Genomic DNA, 21,492 nt, shown 5'->3' with positions numbered 1-21,492 from the left:
TTTTTACCCCCTCGTCCGATGTGTGTGGTATGGTACGCATTGGTATCGTTGGCAGCGGGTTCATGGCCGAAACCCACGCCGACGCCTACGCAGGTATCGACGACGCGACCATCGTCGCGGTCGCCTCGCCGAGCACGGCCGACGAGTTCGTCGACAGCACAGGACTCGAGGCGGCAACCTATTCATCCGCCGATGAACTGCTCGAGGACGGGACGGTCGACGCCATCGACATCTGTTCGCCGACACCGACGCACCGCCCGATCGTCGAGCAAGCCGCCGAACACGGAGTCGACGCATTCTGTGAGAAACCGATCGCTGGCACCCTCGAGGACGCCCGCGCGATCGCGGACGTAGCCGAGGAAAGCGGGATCTCGCTCATGGTCGGCCACGTCCTGCGGTTTTTCCCACAGTACGAGCGGATCCGGGGGGTCGTCGACGACGGCGGGATCGGCACCCCGGGCGTCGCTCGCGCTCGACGGCTGTCGCCGTTCCCCTCGTGGGGACATGATAACTGGTACGCCGACCGCGACCGCAGCGGAGGGGTGCTGGTCGACCTGGCGATCCACGACCTCGATTACCTCCGGTGGGTCGTCGGCGACGTCGACCGGGTCTTCGCCCGCCGGTCGATCTGGGACGGCGGCGAACACGCCCACGTCACCCTCCGGTTCGAGGACGGAGCCGTCGGCTACGTCGAGGCGTCGTGGGGCCTGCCCGAGAGCCAGGAACTCACCCACTCCCTCGAGATCGCCGGCGACGACGGACTTCTCGAGTACGACGGCAACGACGCCGCCGTGACGACGATGACCGCGGGCGGAACCGAAACCGCCAGCCCGGTCGACGCGGGCGGCTACCAGCGCGAACTCGAGGCGTTCGTCGAGAGCGTTCGCACGGGAACCGAACCTCCCGTCACTGCCCAAGATGCGATCGAGACGCTCCGCCTGTCGATCGCGGCGAACCGCTCCGCGACGGAAGGGCGGCCCGTCGCGGTCGAGGAGGTGGTCGCATGACTGCCCCCGCTCGTGGAGGCGACCGAAACGGTGAGGACGTCCGCATCGGCATCTGTTCGGCCGCCCATCTCCACGCCGGTGCCTACGCCGCCCAGCTCGAGGCGCTCGAGGGAGCGACCCTCGTCGGCGTCGCCGACCGAGACGAGTCGCGGGGGCGCGCGTTCACCGACGAACACGGTGTCGAGTACCTCGAGTCCGACGCGCTGTTCGACCGCGTCGATGGCGTCATCGTCTGTTCGACGAACGTCGAGCACCGATCCTGGATCGAACGAGCCGCGGCGGCTGGCGTCGACGTCCTCTCGGAGAAACCGCTCGCCCCGGAAGTCGACGACGCACGAGCGATCGTCGATGCGTGTGCCGACGCAGACGTCCACCTCGGGGTCGCCATGCCGCTGCGGTTCAGCCTGCCGGCCCGGGAGGCGAAAACGTCCCTCGAGGCGGGTGAGATCGGCACGCTCATGAGCATCACCGGGACGAACCGGGGGAAAATGCCGGGCGATTGGTTCGTCGATCCGGACGCCTCCGGCGGCGGTGCCGTGATGGATCACACGGTGCACATCGTGGATCTGGTACACTGGCTGACCGGCGAACGCGTCGAGACCGTCTACGCAGAGACGGGGTCGCGGTTCCACGACATCCCGGTCGAGGACGTGAACCTCCTCTCGATGACACTCACCGACGGGACGCAGTTCTCTCTCGACGGGTCCTGGAGCAAGCCGGAGACGTGGGACTTCTGGGGCGACGCGACCGTCAGTCTCCTCGGCACCGACGCGGCCATCGACGTGGACTGCTTCGCCCAGAAACTCACACATACGGACGGCCGCGCGGACGGCGACGGAATCGCTTCGGTCTACTGGGGAAGCGACCCCAACGGCGGCCTCGTCTCGGACTTCGTGGACGCCGTGCGCGACGGGCGTGCGCCGGAAACGCGGGGCGAAGCGGGCGTCGAAGCCGTCGCCGTCGTCGAGGCGGCCTACGAGTCGGCCGAGCGGAGTGAACCCGTCGACGTGGACTACCGGTAGGGTGGACGCCCGGCTCTTTTCTGTACCTGTCTCGTTTCGGTCGGTAAATCGATCCCCTGCAATCCGTCGCTCGAGGCGTCTCGGTGCTGTCGTTGTCGTCAGTTACCGCCGATCGCCGGTCGCAAATCGTCGGTCTCCGACCCCGTGGCGGGCACCCGACGAACCCTCGTCACAACAGCCCCTCTCACTCCCACTCGAGCACGACACCCATCGCGTCTGAGCGATCCTCGAGCAGTTGCTCGTACAGTCGCGGCGCCTGTTCGTACGATTCGGCGTGGCTGACGAGGTGAGCGACGTCGATGGAGCCGTCGGCGACGTACTCGAAGAAGAGGTCGGCGTGACGTTTCTGCGTCCACGGGTTCTCCGGCGTCGCGACGGACGGATGGGACGAGTTGTGTGCCCCGATGATCGTGTAACTCGGAAGGTTGCAGTAATCGTGAAAATCCATCGACGTCTCCCCGCGGGGACTGCTCAGGACGACCAGTTTGCCCTGGTCGCGAAGGACGTCGAACTCGTCCGGGATCACGTCGGGGTTGCCCGTCACTTCGAAGACGACGTCGGCGAGTTGGCCGCCCGACGCCTCCCGGACGACGCTCTCCGGATCCGCCTCGAGGGGGTTCCCGGCGACGATTCCGGGTTCGTCGGGGAGGCGTTCGAGCCTCGAGGACGCGACGTCGAAGCCGACGACGGGACGGGCTCCGGCCGCGTGACTGATCCTGGCTGCGAGTTGACCCAGCAAGCCGAGTCCGTACACGACGCTCGATTCGCCCCAGGTGAGGTCGCTGCGGCGGACGCCGTTCATCACGATTTCGGCGATGGTGAAGAAGACGGCCTCCTCGTCGCTCACGTCGTCGGGGATCGGTCGGCAGGCACCGGCACCGGTGCAGACGTACTTCGCGTGTGAGCCGTACGTCGCGACGCGGTCGCCCACCGAGACGTCGTCGACCGCGTCGCCGGTTTCGACGACCGTGCCGACGTTGTTGTACCCCGGCGTGAACGGGTACTCGATGTGCTCGTCCCAGTCGGAACCGGGCGGGACGTCCCCGGAGAGCACCGTCAACTCGGTGCCGGTACTCACGAGGGTTCGTTCTGTCCGGATCAGTACCTGATCGGCTGCCGGTTCGGGGATCGGTCGTTCTTCGATCGCTATCGATTCGACGTCGGTGAAGACGATGGTTGGGTTCGTGCTCATAGTGGTTGGTTCGTACTGGCGGGCGTGCCAGTCAGTTGATGTGTTGTGCCTCGTCGTCCGCAGCAGCGATCGCGCCTCGGATGTCGGTCGTGTGTCCGTGCCCACCCGTTTCGGCCACGAACTCGAGGAAGGCCCCGCGAACGTCGAGGCGGTTCATCACTGCAGTGGCGGAGGTCGCAGTCAAGCGATCGGGCGAGGGTCCCATTGGTGCTTTCGGATCGGACGATTCGGGATTACTCATGGCGTATCAGCGAGCGTGAACGCACCTCGATGAACGACCGAGGAAACGCACATCACGTACTCTCGAATACAGCGATATAGCTGTTTTCGTTGGGTGACGCCACCGCCGGAGGCGTGTTCGAGACGTTCGGTGAGCGCAACACCTATATCATGGGTAGACTATCTCTTACAGACTGAACGTATGGTTGGTACTGCGATACAGCTACAGACGCTCGAGTCTCTCTCCGAGGATCTTCCAGCAATGATCGCCAGAGTCGGTGCGACGACGCTCGAGGGCGTCGAGTTCGCCGGTCTGGACGAAACGCCCCCTGAAACCGTCGTCGATGTGCTCGTCCAATCGTCCCTCGAACCGATCGGGGCACACGTCGACCTCGCTCGCCTCGAAAACGACTACGAAACGGTCGTCGACACCTACGACACCATCGGCTGTCGTCGACTGATCGTCGCGGATCGCAACGTCGAGGCGTTCACCTCGTTCGCCGACGTCGAACGACTCGCAGATCGGATGAATCAGGTCTCGAGGCGGCTCTCGGCGGATGGATTCGACCTCGTCTACCACAACGATATGATCGAGTTCGAACGGATCGGCGGCGAACTCGCGTACGACGTGTTCGTCGACGCACTCGACGACGATGTTGCCCTCGAAATCGATACCGGCCTCGCCCAGTACGCCGGTGTGAATCCGATCGGGATGCTCGAGCGCTACACTGACCGCGTCGAACTCGTCCACCTCACCGATTCCGTCCCAGGAACCGGTGCGACCGTCAACGTCGAACTCGGCGCAGGCGAACTCGACGTGGAAGCCTGCGTCGAGGCCGCCCGGGCGGCCGGCGTCGAATGGATGGTGTACGAACACAGTAAAACGAGTGACCCAACGGACTCGCTCGCCCACGCTGAGTCCAGGTTGTCGATGTTGTGCCACGGGCCGGACGACTCGACGGCTGCCGGAACGGCTCATTCCACCGACTAGCACCCATTTCCTTTTTCGACCGTTCGGTGAGAGACAGCGAAAGTGTCCCGTACACGGATTCTAATCAGCGAACCCGCGGAACTCGGCCGTCTCACACGAGGATGCGTCCACCGACGTCCGTCCAGAGCGCGCTGGTCACGTCAGCCGTCTGATCGACTCAAGCCATTAATCTCCCACGCAGGGAGCAACGGGCCCGACCGTCTTGGGTGTGACCCGGTTCGCAACGGCGACGGACGGCGGAGCCGCGAGCGCCAGACCCGCCGAGGCCGCATCCAGCACAACACCCCGTTTACCATGGGTGAACAGTTTGTGAGAGTTTCACAGTATTGTTCATTGGTAATTCACACAGCCAGGTCAATTGTGGGCGCGTTTGTATCGAGTATAGAGACACCCATTACACGCATATGTTTGTAATAATCTTCGTACCATACTCCGAATGTTGTGGGTACAAGTGCTGTTTAGACGTGGTAAACCAGGTCATGGTACAAGACACCACATGGCGTGATTCTCCCACTCAGACAAAACGGACAACGGCGCGAACACCGAATACTGAATCGAATTCGAAGGAGGACTCGAACACTTATGATGGCAGCTATCCACGAGTCAGCCGTGCAGACGACCACTCTATTCGACGACATCGACGGCGACCATCATCGACTCGAGGAAATGGCCCGATCGATCTGGGAGACGCCGGAACTCGGCCTTCACGAGGAAACGTCCGCGCGACTCCTTTGTGAGCGACTCGAAGAGGAAGGCTTCGACCTGGACACTGGAATCGGCGGAATGCCCACGGCGTTCGTCGCAACCTACTGCGACGGTGACGGCGGCCCGACGATCGGCATTCTCGGCGAGTACGACGCACTGCCAGGGCTCTCACAGCGCGTGCGCGCCGAGCGCGACCCGATTACCGACGGCGAACCGGGCCACGGCTGCGGGCACAACCTCTTCGGCGTCGCCGGGGTGGAAGCCGCGGTCGCCATCAAGCGCGCGATCGATCGCGGCGACCTCCAGGGAACGATCAGCTTCTTCGGCTGTCCAGCCGAGGAGACGCTGGTCGGAAAGGTGTTCATGGCCCGCGATGGCGCGTTCGACGACCTGGACGCGGCGATCACGTGGCACCCGTGGGACGTCAGTACACCATACGTAGGTCGGACGCTGGCGCTCGACTCGATCCAGTTCACCTACGATGGGATCGCCGCACACGCGGGCGTCTCCCCGGAGTCGGGGCGCAGCGCGCTCGACGCCGTCTCCCTCCTCAACACCGGCGTCGAGTACGCTCGAGAACACCTCCCGGATACGACACGCGTACATTACGTGATCACCGACGGCGGCAACGCGCCGAACGTCGTCCCCCCGTCGGCGACCGTCTGGTACTACGTTCGAGCACCGACTCGGGATGCCGTCGAGTTCGCCACCGAGTGGGTGCGCGACATCGCCACGGCCGCCGCGAACATGACCCGAACTGATCTCACGTCGCGGTACGTCACCGGGTGCTGGGATTACCTCCCCAACGACGCAGTGACCGACGTCATCTGGGAGACGATGGACGAACTCGGCCCCGTCGGCTACACGGACGACGACCGGGCGTTCGCGAGCGAATTACAGGAGACGCTCTCTGACGAAGAGCTCGAGTCGACGCTCGAGGGCGTCCCCCGCGAACATGCAGCGGAAATGAGCGATGTAGCGCTCTACGACGATCCCATCCCACCCCACGGAGCGGACGAGATCGGTGGCGGGTCGACCGACGTCGGCGACGTGAGCTGGCTCGTCCCGACGGGACAGTTCAGGGGGGCAACCTGGGCGCTCGGGACGCCGGCGCACAGCTGGCAGGCCGTCGCCGCTAACGGCGATTTCGGGATCGACGGGGCCGTCTACGCGGCGAAAGTCCTCGCCGGGAGCGCGGCCAGGCTACTCGAGCAGCCGGCAACGCTCGAGCGTGCTCAGGCTGAGTTCGAGGCGGCAACGAGCGACCGTTCCTACGAGACGCCGCTCCCTGCGGACGCCGAGCCGCCGTTCGACGTCACGCTCGAGTAGGCGGCGGATAGCACGGGTGCCGTCACAGTCGGATACGCGAAAGTCGGAATCGGCGTGCGACACCGCCACGGACGCTGGATTAGCTCTCGTCGGCCCGCTCGGCCAGCGTCTCGAGCCGCGAGCGCATGTAGAACTTGAAGTAGATCGTCCAGAACAGGGCGAACACGAACGTCAGACCGAACAGAATGAGGCGGTCGTCGATCTCGAACAATAAGACGGCGTATCCGCCGCTCAACACGACACCGAGGTTGTACAGAAACACGACCCAGTCAGTTAGTGTGACACGCATGAGGTGTCCTTGACGTGCGGGTGCTAAAAAATCGCTGGTTCCGCCCACGGAGGATGCGTTCTCCGCCACGAACGGGCGACGAAGCGCCCTTACGACAGGTCGTCGAAGTGCCCCATGGTGATCGAGACGTCCGAGCTGTGGATCAGATAGGCCGCCCGCTCGCGGAACTGCTCGACGTGGGACACTGCGGGCGCGAACGTGCCGACTGGGCAGTCGTTGGCCGCTGCGACCTCGAAGATTTCGTCGAGCGCATCGTGGTGTTCCGGGCTGTCGTAGGGGACGTCGAGCGACCACGCGAGGTCGCCAGGGCCGATCACGAGCGCCGTGACCTCGGGCATGCTCGAGAGTTCGTCGACGATGTCGAGTCCAGCCGTCGTCTCGATCATCGGCAGGAGCGCCAGTTCCTCGTTGACGTACTCCGCGTACCGCGGTTTCGGCACGTTGCCGAACCGGGCCGCTCGCGTGTACGAGCCGAGGCTTCGCCCGTCCTTATAACGCATGTGCGCGCTCGCCTCCCGTACCGTCTCCACGTCCTCGACCATCGGGAGCATGATGCCGCGAACGCCGGTGTCGAGCAGGTACGTGATCATGCTCGTGTCGTCTTTGGGCGTTCGAACGACGACGGGAACGTCCTGTAGATCCGCGGCGCGGACGACCTCCTCGAGCCCCTCCATCAGCGGCGAGCCGTGCTGGCGGTCGATGAGCAAGAAATCGAGGTCGCTGTAGCCGAGCGCCTCGGCCATGACCGGTGAGCCACTCTTCAGATTCGTTCCCATGGCGGTTTCTGGACGGTTCACTAGCTCCGCGAAGGATTGTCTCGGTTCCATGGGTGTGAATGACGCACCCGGGTTAAAAGTGGTTTGGAATCGGTGACGAGCGACCGGCGCCACCATCACTCGAGGATCGACAGTCACCGATAGCACCGAGAGAAACCTATAGGTGCCTCGAGACACCCCACCACGCATGGACGATCCAGCGACCGCCACCACCGACCCCGATAGCACCGACTCGATACTCGATCTCACACCGGCGGAAGAGCGACGGGCGACGCGCCTCCACGACGACTCGATCGTCGTCGATGCCTGCGTCCCGACGACGGCGTACCTGGACACGGCTGAGTACCGCGATCACCTGCAACGCGGCGGCGTCACCGCCGCGGGGATCACCGCCGCAAGTCGCGTCTCCTTCCCCGAAGCGACGCGCAAGGTCGAGCGGATCCGATCGCTCGTCGCCGAACACGACGACCTGTTCACGGTCGCCGAGACGGCGACAGACGTCCGGGCGGCCAAGGACGCGAGGAAGACTGCGATCGTCATCGCCTTCCAGGATACGATGCCGATCATCCCGATGGATCGGATGATCCTCGAGGGCGGGTTCGAGTATCTCCGAGCGTTCGATCGACTCGGCGTGCGCGTGATCCAGTTGACGTACAACTCGCTCAACTACGTCGGCGCCGGGTGCTGTGAGCGGGTTGACCCCGGCCTGTCACACTTCGGTCGGCGCCTGATCGACGAACTGGATCACCTCGGAATGGTCGTCGACCTCTCACACTGCGGCGACCGGACGACGATGGAAGCGATCGAGTACGCGGACGATCCGGTCGTCTGCACCCACGCGGGCGCTCGAGCACTGAGCAACGTCGAACGAAACAAGACCGACGAACAGATCGAAGCGATCGGGAAAAACGGCGGGGTCGTCGGCGTCAGCGTCTTCCCGCCGACGGTCAAGACCGATCCGGACAATTACGCGGTACAGGAGGCGACGATCCACGACGTCCTCGATCACGTCGATCACGTCGCCGACGTCGCCGGGGTCGAGCACGTAGCGTTCGGGAGCGACATGAGTGATCAATCCCTGGACAGCGGAACGACACCGCCGTACGCCGCCTACCGAAACTTCCGACCGGATTTCCCCGAAGTCTACGGTCGCGGGCCGATCGATCACTACGAACCGTTCCCCCACGGCCTTCACCGCCACACCGAACTGCCGAACCTGACCCGCGGGCTGGTCGAGCGGGGCTACACCGACGAGGAGATTCGGGGCATACTCGGCGAGAACTTCCTGCGGGTACTCGAGCAGGTTCAGTGACTCGATGCGGAAGGTAATCTCGAGCGACAGCAACACGAATTCGCGCCGACAGCGAGCACACGAGCCAACGATACGAATTCGAGCGACCAACGTACCTCGAGTGACGTCCAGAGACGGTCGAGCCGGAAGAACAAGTTGATAACCACGACACCGAAACGACGTCCGAAACGAAATCGGTTGACCGCCGCAGACTCAGTCGTCGCCCGTCGTTTCCGCGGCCGCGGTGTCGAAGGCGGCCTCCTCTGCGATCGGTTCGCTCTGCCAGTACTCGTGTGTGTCGTCCTCGCGGAAACAGGCGACACGCTGTCCAGGCGTTACCTCCATCGGCTCAGGTGACTCGTTTGTACACGCTTCCCTGGCAACTGGACACCGTGTGTGGAACCGGCAACCCGATGGCGGATTCTTCGGATCCGGAATGTCGATTTTCGTCATCGGCATCTCCTCGTCCCCGTCGTCCGGAAGCAAGTCGGGCGTGGCCCAGCGAAGGGCTTTCGTGTACGGGTGGCGGGGATCGTTGATGATCTGCTTGGCCGGCCCGATCTCGACGAGTTCGCCGAGGTACATGATCCCGATGAGGCCGTCCGACTTCTCCGTCAGATACCGGGCGTTCGAGAGGTCGTGAGAGATGAACAGGAACGACGTGTTGAACTCCTCCTGGAGCTCGAGGAAGAGGTTCATCATCTCGATGCGCAACGAGACGTCGAGCGCGCTGATCGACTCATCAGCGAGGATAATGTCCGGGTTCATCAACAGCGCCCGAATCAGGGCGACGCGCTGTTTCTCCCCACCGGAGAGCTGGTGAGGGAACCGGTTCGCGTAGTCCTCCGGCGGACTCATCCCGACGTGTTCGAGCATCCCCAGGATGCGCGCGCGTCGATCCTGGTGATTGAGATCGCGCTTCCACTTCTTCAGCGGGATCTCGAGGAGGTGCATCACCCGTTTGTTCGGGTTGAGCGAACTACCGGGATCCTGGTGGATGATCTGGAGCGATCGTCGAATGTTCCGCCAGGCAATGTCGATCTTCCCCTTCCCATCTCGTGCGTCCCAGATGTTCTGACCGCGGTAGCTGACCGAGCCACCGGTCGGCCGCTGAAGCCCGATGGCCGTCTTCCCCATGGTCGTCTTCCCACAGCCCGACTCCCCGATGAGCGCGATCGATTCGTTTTCGGGTATGTCGAGGGAGATGCCGTCGACCGCACGAACCGTCTCCGACTCGCGCCAGAAATTGAGCATACCCTTGTTGATCTCGAAGTGGACTTCGACGTCCTCGAGCGAGAGTACCGGTTCCGCATCGTCGTTTCGCCTGGCCGCTGCCCCAGTCACAGATTCGTCGTCCGCCGACGGTATCTCGTCGGGAACTTCCCGCGTAAACGGTATCTCCTCGGCCGCCTGCTCCCAGTGATAACACGCGGCGTGGTGGGATGGGCCGGTCTCGCGAAACTCAGGTGGCGAGTCCCGACACTCTTCGGTCGCCAGCGAGCATCGTGGATGGTACGAGCAACCCTCGGGCGTATCGACGGGGTCGGGGCTCGAGCCGTCGATCGGTTGCATCGCCTCGACGCTCGTCGAGAGGTTCGGCGTCGAGTTCAACAGCGCCCGCGTGTACGGGTGGGTCGCTTCCTCGAGGATCTCATCGGTCGGCCCCACCTCGGCGAATTCGAACGCGTACATGACTGCCAGCCGGTCGGCGAGTTCTGCGACCAGCGGCAGGTCGTGGGTGATAAAGATGAGCGTGATGTCGTACTTCGCCTGCACCTCCTGGAGGAGTTTCAGGATCGACCGCTGCATGAGCAAGTCGAGTGCGGCCGTCGGCTCGTCCATCACCAGCACCTCCGGTTCGAGCACCAGACTCAGGGCGATGAGTGCCCGCTGTTTCATCCCGCCGCTCAACTCGTGAGGGTACGACGTGAGCACGCGCTCGGGGTCGAGATACAGGTCGGAGAGGAGTTGATGAGCACGATCCATTCCCGCCTCGGCCTCGAAGTTGTGAGCCCGTAGCGTTTCGAGGAAGTGGTCACCGACCTTCATCGTTGGGTTCCAGGAACTCATCGCCCCCTGGAAGACCATCGAGATATCCTCCCATCGAAGCAGGCGAAGCTCCTCGTCGGTGAGATTGAGGACGTCCACGGGGTCTCCATCCCTCGGATAATAGGTGATCTCGCCGCTGAGTTCCCCCGGTGGAGCGACCGCGTCGAGGAGGGCCGAGGCGAACATCGATTTGCCGGAACCCGACTCCCCGACGATACCGAGGATTTCGTCCCGTTCGATGTCCATACTCACGTCGTCGAGAACGCGGGACACGCCACGATCCATGCCGAATTGAACCGTCGTTCCGCGCATCTCGAGGATGGTATCGCTGCCCTGATGAAGACGATCGCCCGTAGTTTCTGTCGTGGCCATTGTATCACTGGAACGTGTGGAGAGGTACGTTATGACATAGTGGTGGGCGAAATGGGGTAAATATCTTTCGTATGGGTCATCGAATGGGACACGCACTTTACGAGGCGGAGCGTGAGCCGTTCGTCGATCGAGTCGTCGATCGTAGCAGGGACGCGCGAACAAACGTGAACGGCCTCCACGGCGGCGAAAAGGCTTTGCCGACCGACCCGAGTCCTTACGCATGGTCGAACTGTGTCGGACGACGGCACCCGAAACGCGTCTCGAGCGTGCTGATTCGCCCGCTAACCAACCCGCTGGCACGTCACCTCATCGACCACCCCTCCAACGACGGTTCGTCTACCCACGTCGTGACGACGGGCAGTTCGAGGGAGGTCGATGAACCCGGACAACCGCGGAAAGGCGGACACCTTCCTCGAAGGGCTGTGCCTCTATCGAGAACTCATCTTCGTCGTGTTCGTCATCTCGGTCGTGATGGTGGTGCTCAGTCTCATCTCGTTCGTCGTGGTCGAACCAGGCTCGGAGACGTACGTGATCGTGGTTCTCAATCTGGTCGGCCTGAGCGGGATGCTTCTCGCGTCTGGAACGGTTCTCTACCTCTGCCGAGAACGAGGGATATGAGCCCGATGGTTTATGCCGGAGTAGAGCGTTCTCACTGACGAACGGGGATGAAGGACGAACTGCAATCCAGGCTCGAACGATTACAGCGCCAGACACGGTCTGACCCGGAAACGGTTCCGATCGAACCGCTCGAGCGCGCGCTCCAGGTGGAAACGGAATCGATTCGTGACCGAGCGCTCACCGTGACGTACACGATCTCGCTTACCCAGCCGGATCGGGTACGTACGCTGGTTCCACAGCTGGTTTCACTCCTCGAAAGCGATCGGGCGACGATCCGAACGAAGGCGGCGCTCACGCTGGGAAACGTTGCCGAGACCTCCCCAGGGCCGGTGTCGCCGCACGCGAATCGCCTCGTCGAGCGGCTCGACGATCAGTCGGCGTCGACGACCCGGAGTGCCATCGGAGCCCTCCGGCAGATCGCCGCCAACGATCCGACGGCCGTCGTCGACGCCGTCCCGCGCGTAACGTCGCTACTGCAGGCCGAGAGCGAGGAGACACGACGGGACGCCGCCGCGGTTCTGGAGGCGGTGAGCGACGATCATCCGGCCGACGTGATCGAGTCGACCGACGCGCTGCTCGCGTTGCTCACCGATCCACACCGGACACCGACGGAGATCACCTACGATCCGAACGCGACGAACGACAAAAGCTCCGCGACCGAACAGATGGGCGGCTATCAGACCCTGGTCTCCGATCGTGGCGGACGTGCAGCAAACGTCCGCGCACGAGAGGCAGCGGCGCGAACCCTCGCGAGCGTTACCCCCGAGGAAACAGCACTGGCAACGGAGGCCCTCGAGCCACACTATCCAAGTCTGTTCGGCCTCCTCGAAGATTACAACCCAATGATTCGTGCGTCGGTCGCCGGTGTGCTCGCCTACCTCGCCGAGGACACACCGGAGGCGATCCAACCAGCAGAGGAGACGCTCATCGAGAGTCTCGACGGGCCGGTTACCGTCGCCGGCAACGCCGTCTGGGCGCTGCGATTCATCGGTACCGACAGGGCCGTGAGCGCACTTACCGACGTTCTCGAGCGAGACGACATCGATCCTGCAGTGGTACGAACGGCTGAAGAGGCGATCGACGCGCTTGCGGACGAACGGGCCGACTGCGATGACGTAGGAGGCGCTCAACCGTGATGGCAGTCCGCCACCACGACCACGTTTGTTAGAAATGCGATGAACTAGTTGTGCGGAGTTCGGAGTTTGTGGGTAATAAATCGTCACACACATATCTGAATAGATAAAATAAACATAAATAGGTGCTCTTGAAGTAGTATGGTGTAGTATGACAAGCGACAAGCGGCGATTAGAGATTAATAAGCGAGGGGTGTCGAGGCGCCAACTGCTCGCGTTGACGACGGCGGGTGTGGCAACCGGGTTGGCCGGGTGTGCAAGCAGTCCAAGCGAAGGGAACGGTGTCGGGAACGGAAACGGCAACGGCGGGAACGGCACATCCGACGAGGTCGAGGATACGTCCGAACTCTCCCCGGAAGACCTCATGGATTCCACCGTCGACGTGATGGACGGTAACACGCCCGAGGAGGTGAACATGAACCGGTTCGCCTTGAACACCGGCTACCACTGGATCGTTCGCGAGTACGAATCGATCTTCACGCAGGCGATGGACGAACCGGTGTGGATGATCTACGACGGCGACGGGACGTACTACGATCCCGATACCCGGACGTACCACTACAAAGTCAAAGAGGACGAGTTCTACTGGGCGAACGGCGACCCAATCACCGCCGAAGACTTCTACACGCAAACGATGGTGACGCTCCTCCAGCAATCCGAAGATCAGCGCTGGGCCGAGGAGGTCAACCTGCTAAACGAGTGGGAGTGGGAAGCCGTCTCGAAGGATCCGATGAACCCTATGGTGCAGGGTTATCCCGACGAACGGCTCGCACTCGCCAAGGGGCGCGAACAGGAGTGGCTCGAGAAACTCGAGGACGTGAGCACCGAAGACGAACGCGCCGAGGTGTCCGCCGAAATCGCGAACGAACGCATCACGATGCAGGAGTTCATCGACGAGGGAATGAGCTCCTCGGTGTGGATGCCGGTCACGTACGACGAGACGTCCGTGACGTTCGAGAAGAACGAGAACCACCCCTACGCCGACGCGTTCGCTTACGACGAGCTGGTCGCACACACCTGCGACGGGGCGGCCTGTGACGAACTGATCCTCAACGACTACATCGACATCGGTACCGGGACGTTCCCCGAATCGATTCGTGACGTCTCCCCGGATCACTTACAGACGATTACCGAGACCGAGGCGCTCGCCTCGCGCAACCTCTACTTCCGGTACCTGAACGATCACATCGCGAACCGGTGGGTTCGCCGGGCGCTGTTGACCGTGCTTGATCTCGACTTCCTCGTCAACTTCTGGCAGGGAGAGGGCGGCTTCGTCAAACAAACCCAGAGCGGAATGGCCGAAGCCGACGAACAACGGTTCCTCGACAGTGACTTCCTCGACTCGCTCTACGACTACCCGACCGCGGGTGACGAAGAACTCGCGGAGGAGTTCATGCACGAGGGTGGGTACGAACGCAACGGGGACGGCCTCTGGGAGAACGGCGACGGCGAAACCGTCGAGTTCACGTTCGCCCCGCCGACCGGAAGCCTGTTCAGCACGCTCGCGAGCGCGATCTACGACCGGTGGGACGAGTTCGGCTTCGAACCGGAGATGATCTCGCGTGACTTCGGCTACCTGACGCCGAACCTGCAGGACGGCACCGGCGACGTCGACGTAACGCTGTGGGCGACCGGCTGGGGACGTGGCGATCCGCGCGATTACTTCTCGCCGATCAACCCGTTCTTCCTGCACCTGTACACGCCCGGAACGGACGACCACACGCAGTGGTTAGACGAAGGACTCACCGAGTCACCGAACAACGGCCGACCCATCGTCGTCGAAATCCCCGAAGATCCCAGCGACATCTTCCTCGAGGGCTCGACAAGGGAGATCAACCTCCTCGAACTCTGGGACGAGTTCATCAGCACTCAGGACGAGGAACGATCCCACGAGATCATCCAGGACTTCGTGACGTACTTCAACTACGACCTTCCCCGGCCCGACCTGTTCCCGCAGGTCAACGCCCTGTGGGCGGACACCGAAAGCTGGCAGTTCCCGAACGACGATCCGCTGTACCACGACGTTCCCGACCAGACCCAGCACCTGGTACACCGCTACGGCGTGATGCAGGGACGCGAGCAGTAGTCCCGACAACGACGATTGAGTTTTTTGGCTGCATCGAATGACGAAGCCAGCCGCCTCACAGTGACGTGACGACAAAGCAACTCGTACGGGAAAATCCGCTGACGCCTCGAGGTTTCAAGTGGGGTGTGGCACCAAAACACATATAGCGGATGGCCCAAAACGTATATCGACGATGAGGTACTTCGCGAAGCGCGTCGGTCAGGCCATCGTGACGATTTTTGCGGCGACGAGCCTGACGTTCGTGCTCTATCGCCTTATGCCAGGGGGTCCAGTTGAAGCGTTGCGCCAGGAATACATGAGCGGTGAACGGGACTTCGCGTCGGGTGGAGCCGGCCGGGATCCCGAAGAGATCGACCGATTGATCGAGTTTCACACGGGAATTACGCCCGACCAACCGATCCACATCGCCTACTACGAATATATGCGAGACGTTCTCCTCTACCAGGACTTCGGGATGTCGTACTACTACGGTGAGCCGGTCTTCGACATCCTGTTTCGTGCGATGCCGTGGTCTATTTTTGTGAGCGTCTACGGACTGTTGCTCGGGTTCGCCATCACGATCGTCCTCGGGGCGGTGATGGCTTTCAAAGAAGGAGGTCGCTTCGACAAGGTGATGACGGTCGCCATCATCATCCTCGACTCGATCCCCTACTACGTCGCCGCCGTCCTCATGCTCGCGACGCTGGCGTTCGGACTCGGGTGGTTCCCCACTGGCGGCCGGGCGTATCCGGACGCGATTCCCGGATTTAACCTCTACTTCATGCAAGGGGTTCTCCACCACGGCACGCTCCCGATTCTCTCCGGAATGGTCGTCGGATTCGGATCCGGCGCACTGGCGATGCGAGCGAACAGTATTCGGGTCATGGGATCGGATTATCTCCGCGTAGCCGAGCTTCGCGGATTGAAAGATAGCCGGATCTCGATCCGGTACATCGGACGGAACGCCGTCCTGCCACTGTACACGGGCTTCATGATCGGACTCAGCAGCATTTTCAGCAGCAGCGTCATCATGGAACGGATCTTCACGTACCCGGGCGTCGGCTGGTACACGTTCGACGCGCTCATCCGGAACGACTATCCGCTGTTGATGGGGGCGTTCATCTTCTTCACCGTGATCACGGTGTTCTGTATCCTGATCGCCGATCTCACCTACGGGTTCATCGATCCACGCGCGAGTACCGAAAACAAGGAGAGCTACTGACGAGACACTGCAATGAGTAACACTGATCCAAACGCTGGTGATCGTCCCACGGACGAATCGAGCGTCTTCAACATCGTGTCGGACGCCGATCCGCTCACACGAAAAGAACGCCTGTACAGATGGTTAGACATCCACCTCTTCACGCCGTACCGGATTATCCGATCCGACTGGCGCGCATCCTTTGGGATCGCCATGATCGCCCTCTTCGTACTCGTTGGCACGGTCGTGGTTCGGTTCACGCCGTATCCGCGTGTCGGCGACCATCCGCGATATGCCCCACCCTTCCAGAGTCTGTCGTATCCACTCGGCACCGATTACGGCGGCCGTGCGATCCTCCCGCAGTTGATCCACGCGACGCCCGATATGCTCATCATCGCCTTCTCGGGTGCTGTGGTCGCCATGAGCATCGGGGTCGTAATCGGTATCGTTGCCGGCTACAAGGGCGGCTACTGGGACGAGGTACTGATGGGGATCAGCGACGTCGTCATCTGTATCCCCGGCCTCCCGCTCGTGATCGTGATCGTCGCGATCTTCGCACCGGACAGCCCGTGGATGGTCGGATTCATCCTGGCGATCGACAACTGGCCGGGCCTGGCGCGAGCGCTCCGCTCGCAAGTGCTGACGATCCGTGAGGAGTCCTACATCGAGGCCGGTCGGGCGATGGGACGCAACTCCGGTGAGATCCTGTGGGACGACGTCCTCCCACAGCTCATGCCGTACATTACGATCCGCTCCGCCGGGGCCGCTCGCGGCGTGATCTTCCAGTCGGTGGGGCTGTACTTCATCGGCGTCTTGCCCGCCAGCGGGCTCAACTGGGGTGTCATGATGGAAGAGGCGTACAACACCGGCTCCGCAGTGTCGAACCCCGGTCACGCCGGCCACTGGTTGTTCGCTCCGATGATCGTCCTGTTGTTGATGTCGATGTCGCTCATCTTGCTGTCACAGGGACTCGACCGGATATTCAACCCGCGACTCCGGGCGCGACACGAGAAGACGGCGTCTGAAAAAGACGACCTCGACGCAGACTTGCACAGCTGAACGCCCGGAATATCGATTTGGAGCGACCCCATTTTCATTCTGAGGGGACGATCGACGGCCGTGGGTATCGCCGGAACACAAACGATAATCCCGGTACAAACCGGTAATATACCAATAACAAATGATCGACTGTCACTTCCACGTGTGGACGCAGGACGTTTCGACGCCCAAGAAGCGCGCCGAGCGAGCCGAGCAGTTCCGTCGCGAGGCCGATGTCCTCGGGATCGATCGAACCTGTCTCATCGGGGAGATCGGCGACACCGTCGACGCGTGCAAAGAGCACAACCGAACTGTCGCCAAATTCGTCGAAGAACACCCCGATCTCTTCTACGGCTGGGCACGAATCCACCCCGCACTGGGCGAGCAGAGCGTCGCGGAGTTCCGACGAGCTGTAGAGGAGGACGGGCTGGTCGGACTCAAACACCACTTCCTCGGGACGGAAATCAACATCACGGATCCGGAGTTTGCACCACTCGTCGAAGCGGCGATCGACATGGACGTGCCGATTATTTCCCACGTAATGCAAAACGAGGAACCGTACCCCAGTGAACGGCCGAGCGAAGCCCGCTCCGAGGACGTCGTCGAACTCGCGACGCAGTATCCCGACCTCACGTTGATCTCGGGACACATCAGTGCGGGCGGAAACTGGGAATACCGTATCAAGAACATCGCCCCGCACGACAACGTGTATCTCGACCTCAGCGGGAGTAACTGTGAGGTTGGACAGCTCGAGCTAGCCGCGGAGTACCTGGGTGTCGACCGGTTGCTGTTCGGAACCGACACGTGGCTCTCGGTGTGCGCTGGCAAACTCGACGCCGCGAACTTACCGCCGGCCGAGCGGGCGACGATCGCGTACAACTTCGAACACCTGCTCCACGACGGCGTCGAAAACCGCCTCTCCGACGACGAACGGGAGAGGCGGATCGAGCAAAAGACCGATCGATTCGCGGCGCTTGACGAACCCTACGAAGAAGAAATCGTCGACGCGAACGCCTACATCGGTAGATGGCCGTTCCACCCGTTCGACGCATCGGCCGAGGATCTGCTCGAGACGATGGATCGAAACGGCGTCGACAGAGCCGTCGTGTCCTCGCTCGAGGCCCTGTTCTACCGCGACCCACAACACGGGAACCACGAACTCGTGGACGACATCCAGGGCCACGGGGATCGGCTAATTCCGTTCGCCACGATCGATCCGACATTCCCGAGCTGGGAGGCGGATCTGCGCCACTGCGTCGAAGAGCTGGGGATGCGAGGCGTTCGTCTGTTCCCGGCATATCACGACTACGAGATCGACGCCCCCGAATCCAAAGCGCTGCTCCGACACTGTGTGGATCTGGACGTGCCGGCGATGATCGTCCCGGCTCTCGAGGATCAGCGCGGGCGCCATCCTCGGGTCGAACTACGCCACTTCGAGGGGATGGGACAGGCCAAGCACTGGCGCGCAAACGAGGGGAAGATCGACGAACTGATCGATCTCCTCCTGGCCGTTCCGGAAGCGGACGTCGTCGTCGCCGGTGCCTGGTCCGCTGGCGCTCGCATCATCAGGGAAACGACGACCGTTAACCGGCAAGACGTCCGGCTGCACAACGCGATCCGCTCGGGGCGGACGCTGCTCATCATCGACGACCTGTTCTGCTACTGGACCCAGACCCAGGGTCGTGATATCGTCGAGGGGATCGGAACCGATCACCTTGTGATGGGATCTAAGCTCCCGCTCAAGTACTTCGAATCGTTCTACAACTACACGAAACACCTGCCGGTCACCGAGACGGAAAAAAATCGCGTCCGGAGCGAGAACGTGCTGGAACTGCTCGATGAGTGAGTCGGTGTAGTTCGAGGCCTCTCGAACCTCACCCCTTCTGGTATCGAGTCGAAGAGGAATGGGGAGATCGGATTATCGGCGTTACGCCTCGCTGGCGATAAAACCCGTAACGGTGGTGACCGTGGATCCATTGAAACTGCTTTCGAGTCCGTCGTAGTTACTCACATCACCGGGCTCGAGCGTGCGGAATCGTTTCTGCGTGCCTGAGAACGATGTCAGTAGCCAAAGGATGATCGAATCGCACGACGGGCGAGGACAGTGGCGAGCGGGTGTGGTATGGTGTCGGCTCTGTGCTCGAACGCCTGCAGCGTCAGGAACGCGTGTCCTGGCGCGACACGTAGAACAGGTAGGAGAGGTAACCGAAGACGCCGACTGCGACCGCGCTCAGTCCGAAGACGCCGGTGATACCGGCCATTACGCCCTCGCCGACGGCCGCCGCGATCACGACGAGTATGACGCCGGCTGCGGCGAGCATCAACCAGAACGAGTTGGTGATAAAGAGCAGACCGTTGATAACCGGTTCGCCGACGGACGACTCGGCGAATCGGACGCCGAGTGACTTGCGATTCTGTTCCACCGAGGCGGACGAAGGCTCTCCGTTCGAATCCATTAGCTGTGTTAACGCACAACGCCAGTAAATACGTTTTGGATGACGGTCTGAGCTTCGTCACCACGAGTATAAACGAGTGCTAGATGCTAACCACCGCCCGTGCTCCGAACAGGCGGCAAACGTAACGCGCAGGTCGCGACCTTTCGATGGAGAGGTGAAGTGAAAACGACGTGACGTCTCAGAAGACGAACGGTGCCACAATCCAGACGAGACACAGTACCGTCGGGATGGCCGCGATGATTGCCGCTTTCGGTCTGGCGATAGTCGTCTCGTCGAACGCGGCGAGTTCCTCGACGGCTATCATCCACAGGTAGCCGGCGTATAGCGCCAACGCGACAGCGATGCCCGTCGTAACGAGGAACACCGGGTCGCCGTTCGCCGTCTCGAGGTAGAGCCGATACTGATCCCAGGTGTGCGAGAGGTGGGGAGTCAGGCCGAGTTCCGGCGGTTCGCTTCCCTCGAGCGCGTAGACTCGAGCCGCGCTCTGGATCAGGCCAGCGGCCAGAAGCGGATACATTCCCCAGCCAGTGAGTCGAAAGAGCTCGCCGATCAGCAGTCCCCTCGAGATGAACCGGGAGAGAATTGCCATCAGTATCGTCGAGCCGATCCAGATCAGAAACGGCACCGCGACGTTGACCGAGGTGTAAATAGCGATCACCTCGTAGTACTGGGCTGCCTCTTCACCCATCTGATAGTAGATGCTCACGTGGGCCAATCCGAACGCGATGCCGACCGCCAACACGAGAAGCATCTGCGTTCTCGCTCCGGGATACTTCGTCTGCTCTTTGAAAAAGTACCGTGGCTGTGTCACCAGGTGTTCGATCATCACCCTACGTGTGCTGCTCTAGCATCGTAGGTGTTTCGGTTACCCATGGTAACCGGTGTAATCGGGCGAAAACTGGCGTCCACACCGACCCGATGCCTTCCCCGATCTCGGTTCCCACTGCACAAGACGCTCACCGTCGCTCGCGGCCACATCGACACGAGCCACACCCCGTCGCTCACGGCTACCGCGGCCAACCCGAACGATTACAATCGGTCACGACTGGGGAGACAGGGTCGAGCCGAGTAGTTCCGAGAGCGTTTTGAATCGTTCGGGGCCGTCACCCCACTCCCTGCCGAGGTTCTTGAGCCGTTCGTCGTAGGTTTCCGAGACGTGAGCCGCAACGACCTCGCCCGCGAAGATCGTGTGGTCACCGGTCTCGAGCGACGGCCCGGATCGACACTCGAAACACGCAGCCGCGTCCTCGAGGATCGGCGTGGAGACGACCGCCGGATCGGCGAGCGATAACCCGCTTTCCCCGATTTTGTCGACGTCAGCCCCCGAGTTGGAGCCACAGAAGACGACGTCCGCCTTCTGGGCCGCGCTCGGGAACGCGACCACGTACTCCTCGGCCGCTTCGAGGAGCCCATGGGTGTATCGGGGGAATCCAACGCTCACGGCGATCATCAGTGGATCGTTCGACGTAAACATACTCCAGCCCGCCGGCATGACGTTCGGATCGCCCTCCTCGTCCGGAGCCACGATGAACACGACCGATTCGGGGAACTTTCGCGCCACTGCCTCGCCGAGTGGTACTCGTTTCACAGTATCACCATCTGTCCACGGCCTTTTCGTGAACCACGATAGGCGTACCGGTCGCGGTGACGACGGCCGGCTCCGGCGACGCTCGTGTATGGCACCGTGACGGGAATTCGACGAACTCGAGAACCGAATTCGGCGGCCGACGGAGCGGTGC

Annotated in this window: 19 protein-coding genes; 11 read left to right on the top strand and 8 right to left on the bottom strand. The window is 62.1% G+C overall.

Annotation, left to right across the window (positions count from 1 at the left end; translation table 11 throughout):
• Positions 1-29 precede the first annotated feature (29 nt).
• Both NGM68_RS01380 and NGM68_RS01375 read left to right on the top strand, forming a co-directional pair.
• Positions 30-1,007 carry a Gfo/Idh/MocA family protein gene (locus NGM68_RS01380; RefSeq protein ID WP_252699877.1) on the top strand — a complete coding sequence of 326 codons (978 nt, stop codon included), beginning with the start codon at positions 30-32 and terminating at the stop codon, positions 1,005-1,007.
• A complete protein-coding gene (locus tag NGM68_RS01375; protein WP_252699876.1) occupies positions 1,004-2,029 on the top strand; it encodes a Gfo/Idh/MocA family protein in 1,026 nt (341 codons plus the stop codon). The genes NGM68_RS01380 and NGM68_RS01375 overlap by 4 nt, the downstream gene beginning before the upstream one ends.
• Before the next feature lie 184 nt (positions 2,030-2,213).
• Here NGM68_RS01375 and NGM68_RS01370 read toward each other — a convergent pair whose 3' ends face one another.
• Together NGM68_RS01370 and NGM68_RS01365 are read right to left on the bottom strand one after the other, a co-directional pair.
• Complete coding sequence (locus NGM68_RS01370) at positions 2,214-3,221, bottom strand: zinc-dependent alcohol dehydrogenase (protein WP_252699875.1); 1,008 nt, start codon at positions 3,219-3,221, stop codon at positions 2,214-2,216.
• 31 nt (positions 3,222-3,252) lie between these two features.
• Positions 3,253-3,426, bottom strand: coding sequence for a hypothetical protein (locus NGM68_RS01365; RefSeq protein WP_252699874.1), 174 nt, complete (start codon positions 3,424-3,426; stop codon positions 3,253-3,255).
• A gap of 276 nt (positions 3,427-3,702) precedes the next feature.
• On the opposite strand from NGM68_RS01365, the gene NGM68_RS01360 reads away from it, so the two are divergent.
• Positions 3,703-4,431 carry a sugar phosphate isomerase/epimerase family protein gene (locus NGM68_RS01360; RefSeq protein WP_252699873.1) on the top strand — a complete coding sequence of 243 codons (729 nt, stop codon included), beginning with the start codon at positions 3,703-3,705 and terminating at the stop codon, positions 4,429-4,431.
• A 609-nt stretch (positions 4,432-5,040) separates the two neighbouring features.
• Entirely contained in the window at positions 5,041-6,465 is a 1,425-nt protein-coding gene (locus NGM68_RS01355; protein ID WP_252699872.1) for an amidohydrolase, read from the top strand.
• Positions 6,466-6,544: 79 nt separating this feature from the next.
• On the opposite strand, the gene NGM68_RS01350 is transcribed toward NGM68_RS01355, so the two are convergent.
• Together NGM68_RS01350 and NGM68_RS01345 are read right to left on the bottom strand one after the other, a co-directional pair.
• On the bottom strand, positions 6,545-6,754 hold the full coding sequence (locus NGM68_RS01350; protein ID WP_252699871.1) for a DUF8074 family membrane protein: 210 nt from the start codon (positions 6,752-6,754) through the stop codon (positions 6,545-6,547).
• Between the two features lie 89 nt (positions 6,755-6,843).
• Positions 6,844-7,581, bottom strand: coding sequence for an HpcH/HpaI aldolase family protein (locus NGM68_RS01345; RefSeq protein ID WP_252699870.1), 738 nt, complete (start codon positions 7,579-7,581; stop codon positions 6,844-6,846).
• A 136-nt stretch (positions 7,582-7,717) separates the two neighbouring features.
• Here NGM68_RS01345 and NGM68_RS01340 point away from each other — a divergent pair, with 136 nt between their 5' ends.
• On the top strand, positions 7,718-8,842 hold the full coding sequence (locus tag NGM68_RS01340; RefSeq protein ID WP_252699869.1) for a dipeptidase: 1,125 nt from the start codon (positions 7,718-7,720) through the stop codon (positions 8,840-8,842).
• Positions 8,843-9,034: 192 nt separating this feature from the next.
• Here NGM68_RS01340 and NGM68_RS01335 read toward each other — a convergent pair whose 3' ends face one another.
• Positions 9,035-11,242, bottom strand: coding sequence for a dipeptide ABC transporter ATP-binding protein (locus tag NGM68_RS01335; protein ID WP_252699868.1), 2,208 nt, complete (start codon positions 11,240-11,242; stop codon positions 9,035-9,037).
• Between the two features lie 375 nt (positions 11,243-11,617).
• On the opposite strand from NGM68_RS01335, the gene NGM68_RS01330 reads away from it, so the two are divergent.
• The 6 genes from NGM68_RS01330 to NGM68_RS01305 all read left to right on the top strand — a co-directional run bounded on the left by NGM68_RS01330 (position 11,618) and on the right by NGM68_RS01305 (position 19,143).
• Entirely contained in the window at positions 11,618-11,860 is a 243-nt protein-coding gene (locus NGM68_RS01330) for a hypothetical protein (RefSeq protein WP_252699867.1), read from the top strand.
• Positions 11,861-11,907: 47 nt separating this feature from the next.
• On the top strand, positions 11,908-12,996 hold the full coding sequence (locus NGM68_RS01325; protein WP_252699866.1) for a HEAT repeat domain-containing protein: 1,089 nt from the start codon (positions 11,908-11,910) through the stop codon (positions 12,994-12,996).
• Between the two features lie 148 nt (positions 12,997-13,144).
• Positions 13,145-15,079 carry an ABC transporter substrate-binding protein gene (locus tag NGM68_RS01320; RefSeq protein ID WP_252699865.1) on the top strand — a complete coding sequence of 645 codons (1,935 nt, stop codon included), beginning with the start codon at positions 13,145-13,147 and terminating at the stop codon, positions 15,077-15,079.
• A 172-nt stretch (positions 15,080-15,251) separates the two neighbouring features.
• Positions 15,252-16,280 carry an ABC transporter permease gene (locus NGM68_RS01315; RefSeq protein ID WP_252699864.1) on the top strand — a complete coding sequence of 343 codons (1,029 nt, stop codon included), beginning with the start codon at positions 15,252-15,254 and terminating at the stop codon, positions 16,278-16,280.
• Between the two features lie 12 nt (positions 16,281-16,292).
• Positions 16,293-17,318 carry an ABC transporter permease gene (locus NGM68_RS01310; protein ID WP_252699863.1) on the top strand — a complete coding sequence of 342 codons (1,026 nt, stop codon included), beginning with the start codon at positions 16,293-16,295 and terminating at the stop codon, positions 17,316-17,318.
• 121 nt (positions 17,319-17,439) lie between these two features.
• Positions 17,440-19,143, top strand: coding sequence for an amidohydrolase family protein (locus NGM68_RS01305; RefSeq protein WP_252699862.1), 1,704 nt, complete (start codon positions 17,440-17,442; stop codon positions 19,141-19,143).
• 310 nt (positions 19,144-19,453) lie between these two features.
• On the opposite strand, the gene NGM68_RS01300 is transcribed toward NGM68_RS01305, so the two are convergent.
• The 3 genes from NGM68_RS01300 to NGM68_RS01290 form a co-directional block, all read right to left on the bottom strand.
• Entirely contained in the window at positions 19,454-19,753 is a 300-nt protein-coding gene (locus NGM68_RS01300; protein ID WP_252699861.1) for a hypothetical protein, read from the bottom strand.
• A gap of 178 nt (positions 19,754-19,931) precedes the next feature.
• Positions 19,932-20,579, bottom strand: coding sequence for a YIP1 family protein (locus NGM68_RS01295; protein WP_252699860.1), 648 nt, complete (start codon positions 20,577-20,579; stop codon positions 19,932-19,934).
• A 213-nt stretch (positions 20,580-20,792) separates the two neighbouring features.
• A complete protein-coding gene (locus NGM68_RS01290) occupies positions 20,793-21,341 on the bottom strand; it encodes a flavin reductase family protein (protein ID WP_252699859.1) in 549 nt (182 codons plus the stop codon).
• Positions 21,342-21,492: the final 151 nt, after the last annotated feature.

Source organism: Natronosalvus vescus (genome assembly GCF_023973145.1).
GTDB lineage: Archaea > Halobacteriota > Halobacteria > Halobacteriales > Natrialbaceae > Natronosalvus > Natronosalvus vescus.
The sequence above is the reverse complement of the archived record's forward strand: the minus strand, read 5'-3'. Positions and strand labels throughout refer to the sequence as shown.

What these genes read in the sequence shown, in the direction of transcription:
- NGM68_RS01380 (WP_252699877.1), top strand. Translation starts at nt 30, where the DNA reads ATGGTACGCATTGGTATCGTTGGCAGCGGGTTCATGGCCGAAACCCAC.
- NGM68_RS01375 (WP_252699876.1), top strand. Translation starts at nt 1,004, where the DNA reads ATGACTGCCCCCGCTCGTGGAGGCGACCGAAACGGTGAGGACGTCCGC.
- NGM68_RS01370 (WP_252699875.1), bottom strand. Translation starts at nt 3,221, where the DNA reads ATGAGCACGAACCCAACCATCGTCTTCACCGACGTCGAATCGATAGCG.
- NGM68_RS01365 (WP_252699874.1), bottom strand. Translation starts at nt 3,426, where the DNA reads ATGGGACCCTCGCCCGATCGCTTGACTGCGACCTCCGCCACTGCAGTG.
- NGM68_RS01360 (WP_252699873.1), top strand. Translation starts at nt 3,703, where the DNA reads ATGATCGCCAGAGTCGGTGCGACGACGCTCGAGGGCGTCGAGTTCGCC.
- NGM68_RS01350 (WP_252699871.1), bottom strand. Translation starts at nt 6,754, where the DNA reads ATGCGTGTCACACTAACTGACTGGGTCGTGTTTCTGTACAACCTCGGT.
- NGM68_RS01345 (WP_252699870.1), bottom strand. Translation starts at nt 7,581, where the DNA reads ATGGAACCGAGACAATCCTTCGCGGAGCTAGTGAACCGTCCAGAAACC.
- NGM68_RS01340 (WP_252699869.1), top strand. Translation starts at nt 7,718, where the DNA reads ATGGACGATCCAGCGACCGCCACCACCGACCCCGATAGCACCGACTCG.
- NGM68_RS01335 (WP_252699868.1), bottom strand. Translation starts at nt 11,242, where the DNA reads ATGGCCACGACAGAAACTACGGGCGATCGTCTTCATCAGGGCAGCGAT.
- NGM68_RS01330 (WP_252699867.1), top strand. Translation starts at nt 11,618, where the DNA reads ATGAACCCGGACAACCGCGGAAAGGCGGACACCTTCCTCGAAGGGCTG.
- NGM68_RS01325 (WP_252699866.1), top strand. Translation starts at nt 11,908, where the DNA reads ATGAAGGACGAACTGCAATCCAGGCTCGAACGATTACAGCGCCAGACA.
- NGM68_RS01320 (WP_252699865.1), top strand. Translation starts at nt 13,145, where the DNA reads ATGACAAGCGACAAGCGGCGATTAGAGATTAATAAGCGAGGGGTGTCG.
- NGM68_RS01315 (WP_252699864.1), top strand. Translation starts at nt 15,252, where the DNA reads ATGAGGTACTTCGCGAAGCGCGTCGGTCAGGCCATCGTGACGATTTTT.
- NGM68_RS01310 (WP_252699863.1), top strand. Translation starts at nt 16,293, where the DNA reads ATGAGTAACACTGATCCAAACGCTGGTGATCGTCCCACGGACGAATCG.
- NGM68_RS01305 (WP_252699862.1), top strand. Translation starts at nt 17,440, where the DNA reads ATGATCGACTGTCACTTCCACGTGTGGACGCAGGACGTTTCGACGCCC.
- NGM68_RS01300 (WP_252699861.1), bottom strand. Translation starts at nt 19,753, where the DNA reads ATGGATTCGAACGGAGAGCCTTCGTCCGCCTCGGTGGAACAGAATCGC.
- NGM68_RS01295 (WP_252699860.1), bottom strand. Translation starts at nt 20,579, where the DNA reads ATGATCGAACACCTGGTGACACAGCCACGGTACTTTTTCAAAGAGCAG.